Source organism: Nitrosomonas communis (assembly GCF_900114745.1).
Classification (GTDB): domain Bacteria; phylum Pseudomonadota; class Gammaproteobacteria; order Burkholderiales; family Nitrosomonadaceae; genus Nitrosomonas; species Nitrosomonas communis_A.
Genome location: NZ_FOUB01000148.1, coordinates 1 through 3,311 on the forward strand (window position 1 = coordinate 1; position 3,311 = coordinate 3,311).

Sequence of the window (3,311 nt, forward strand, 5' to 3'; positions counted from 1 at the left end):
ACCTGGACCAGATCGACAGGTCAACGCAAAGGCACTTCGCCAATCCCAGCACGGGTCAGATCAAGTCAGGCATTCCATGACATATTAAACTGAGTGTCCCAGCATTGTTCATCATTGAGCGGATCATCGCCTTCATCTAGTGCGCATACATAGCTGAAAAAGGAATCGTTTTCGAGTTGTCTGGCTGCGATGCGTGTTGCAAATTCGTGATATTGCCATCCTGGACCTGTCCGGTCTGATCCGGAATTGGTGATCATGAAGATGAGCGCTTGCAGCCTGCTTTTGGTACCCGCACGAAGCATCTCAACCACGAAATTATCTTTATGCTCGTGGATTTCGTCAGCCAGTCCTATATGTGGACGAGGACCTGACTGGCCATCATCAGATGAGATCGGTCTGAAAAAACTACCGGTCTTATGGTAGGCTAGGTTCCATACCCGCTCGCCAGTTCCACTTTTTATAATTCGTTTGGATAGATCAGGCGATTGGTCCACCATGGCCACGGCATCCCGGAACAGGATCATGGCCTGGTCTTTTTTCGTGGCAGCTGCGTAGCATTCCGCACGCGCTTCACCGTCTGCTACCAATCCATACAAGCCTATGCCTGCAGCAAGTGGACTCTTGCCTGAACCTTTACCCGTCTCAACATAGGCTACGCGGAATCTGCGCAGGCCAGCATTATCCACCCATCCGAACAAACTGCCGACGATGAATTTCTGCCAGTCAAGCAGTACATAAGGTTTGCCCTCGTACTGTCCACCGTTCAGCCGGAGTACATCTTCAAAAAACCCAATAGCCCGCTTGACCTTTTCCAGGTCGAAAAAAAAGCCCCGTTGTGGGGCCTTCTCTAAATCATCCAGGTGTCTCTGACATGCTGCTCTTACGTGCGGCCCTGCGATGATTTTGCCGGAAATGACATTCCGTGCGTAGGTGGTTACCGGATCACGTGAAGTAGTTTTTACTTTCTTTATCACCAAGATCTAGTTCACCTTGTGGCTGAATGGCTATCCTGGTACGAGCAGCTGGCGACATGCCGAACTGCTGCATGGCTGCCATGGCTTGCTTAAAGCTCATTGACTTGATCATTTCCCAATAACCAATCGATGAGCTCTCGCCAATACTTCCCTTGGCATGGCGTTCTTCACATTTCTTCACCGCATTGCGATAAGTAGCTACCGACTCGCATACCATCTGCAGCATAGGAATATCGAGCACAGTCAGTACACGCGCATCACGCAGGTTCTGCGCAATTTCCTCCCACACAACCTTAGCACTATCAGTCAGAAATTCGGGCGGCGTCAGATCATTCAGGTAATCAGGATCGGGCTCTTGACCATTGATCGCACGCTTGCCTTTGTTACCCTCTACTATCTTAAGATGGGTTGGTTTTCTATTTCTGCCTGCCATTTTTTACAAAAATCCGTTATATTTCCAGCTAAAAATCACTTACACCCCCCTATCCATTTCGCGGTTATGCACAAAAAAGTAGGCGAACGGTCTAGAAGGCAAAAGCTGTAGAGATTTGACCACCCCCGGTCATTTGTTCCAATGGTGCGATGCATCAAGTGGGATGCCATCAACGTTACAACCCGTGATAATTCCTGACTTCTCAAGCCTCTGTTTGTGGCTGTTATGGCATTGTTCGCATAATGATTGCCAGTTGGCTTTATCCCAGAACAGTTGCATGTCACCTCGATGAGGGATGATGTGATCGACTATCACTGCAGCCACCACATAACCACGCTTCTCATGATCAGCGCATAGCGGATGCTTTCTTAAGAATCCTTCGCGTGCTTTCTGCCATCGATATCCATAGCCGCGTTGAGATGATGTTTTTCGGTCAGGCATAAAAAAAGCCCGGCACATTGACCGGGCTTTGTTTTTTAATAACTACTTGATATGTAATCTGCTTGCTGCGTCATCTGGACGCAATTAGATAAGTTTGACGAATTATGCTCAGAAATCGGAAGCATCGTCAAGCGTATTTTTAAATAATTTGCTATTTTGTTATGCGCATCGTGTTTCCATTGACGCCATGACCTAACGCTACCATCAAAGAATGCGCGTGCTTTGAATTGCTCATCTTTCAACGTACCAAGGTATTCCAGCCGGATTAACTCTTTATGCATAATGGGCAATTGCTCAACTGCTTCATCGGTCAGGAGGCATTCAGAGTCAATCGATTCATCATGCCAGCCACTTCCTCCAGCGAGCTTCAAAAAATTAACATGGCTTTTATAGCCAAGCTGGACACCGCTGCCCATCTTCCATTCAGCCCATCTCAACAACTTATTCACCACAATAGCCTCATCACCAATCATCACCATCACCTCACTTACGTTCAATAAACCATTTGCACTTATGCCCAACACCAGGCACACCGACTTGCCGCTCATTCCTGGCATCACCACACATCACCCGGCTCATCACCACCGTATGCATGGCACAGGCTTTGCATCCCATCTTATTCAACTGCACACGCTCAATCACTTCAGCAGGATCACGGTAATAAAAATCGGGCAGTACCTTGCTATTCATCATTTCTTTTCGCTCTCCTGGTCACATATTCATCACCACGTCCACAAGGATTCACGCCTCGCTCGCCTGGCTTACCCAACTCACGCTCACCTTCCTGCAAGTGCACCAGCTTTAGGTCTGCGTCATAAAACACAGCCCGCACATCATCGGCCAGCTTGCACGCTTCCGGAAATAGCTGCCTTACCTGTTCTTTTTTCATGGGTTCCATACCTTATTCGAGGTGTGGAGCAGGTATGGAAGCTTGAAACGCTTATCTGTGCTTGATCTTCCTAACCTTCCATACCTTCCATACCTGTATATGTAAAAATGTACATATATAGCCTAACCAGTTAAGAATGATTCAGAATGTATAGGATTTGAAAAGTATCTCAACGGTCTGGTTTTGTTGTTTACGCAGTGCTTTGGCCTGTGCCCATTTATGTTCGATGGGATTAAGATCAGGAGAGTAAGCGGGTAAGTATTCAAGGGTGTGCCCAGCGTTTTGTATGGCCTCTTGCGTATCCTGCCTCTTATGGAAGGTAGCATTGTCCATCACAACGACCGCATGTGACGGCAATTTAGGCAACAGGTCCTGCACCGCCCATCCATGAAATACATCGGCACTGATATTGACTGCAAACAGGCTGACGGTTATCAATAGCTTTCCGATCAACGCTCCCATTGCGTTGATACGACCTGGCGCATGCCAGTCATGCGTGCCATGACATCTCTGGCCAGCGGGTGCATAACCGTGCGTGCGCGGCGCATCCTGTGCAAACCCACTTTCATCAATA

At 48.0% G+C, this 3,311-nt stretch carries 7 protein-coding genes; all 7 read right to left on the reverse strand.

Annotated features, from left to right (window positions below):
- Positions 1–65: 65 nt before the first annotated feature.
- The gene (locus tag BM122_RS20795) at positions 66–974 is read right to left on the reverse strand and encodes a terminase large subunit domain-containing protein (RefSeq protein WP_256212266.1); all 909 of its coding nucleotides are present in this window, start codon (positions 972–974) and stop codon (positions 66–68) included.
- A complete protein-coding gene (locus tag BM122_RS20800; RefSeq protein ID WP_074907527.1) occupies positions 943–1,407 on the reverse strand; it encodes a phage terminase small subunit P27 family in 465 nt (154 codons plus the stop codon). Before BM122_RS20800 ends, BM122_RS20795 begins: the two co-directional genes overlap by 32 nt.
- Positions 1,408–1,536: 129 nt before the next feature.
- A complete protein-coding gene (locus BM122_RS20805) occupies positions 1,537–1,848 on the reverse strand; it encodes an HNH endonuclease (protein WP_083398646.1) in 312 nt (103 codons plus the stop codon).
- A gap of 35 nt (positions 1,849–1,883) precedes the next feature.
- On the reverse strand, positions 1,884–2,321 hold the full coding sequence (locus BM122_RS20810; protein WP_074907531.1) for a hypothetical protein: 438 nt from the start codon (positions 2,319–2,321) through the stop codon (positions 1,884–1,886).
- Positions 2,322–2,331: 10 nt separating this feature from the next.
- Positions 2,332–2,541, reverse strand: coding sequence for a hypothetical protein (locus BM122_RS20815; protein WP_074907534.1), 210 nt, complete (start codon positions 2,539–2,541; stop codon positions 2,332–2,334).
- Positions 2,531–2,737, reverse strand: a complete 207-nt coding sequence (locus tag BM122_RS20820; protein ID WP_074907538.1) for a hypothetical protein — start codon at positions 2,735–2,737, stop codon at positions 2,531–2,533. Before BM122_RS20820 ends, BM122_RS20815 begins: the two co-directional genes overlap by 11 nt.
- Before the next feature lie 141 nt (positions 2,738–2,878).
- Positions 2,879–3,311, reverse strand: a 433-nt coding sequence (locus BM122_RS20825) for a transposase (RefSeq protein ID WP_305728212.1), incomplete at its 5' end; no start/stop codon positions are given.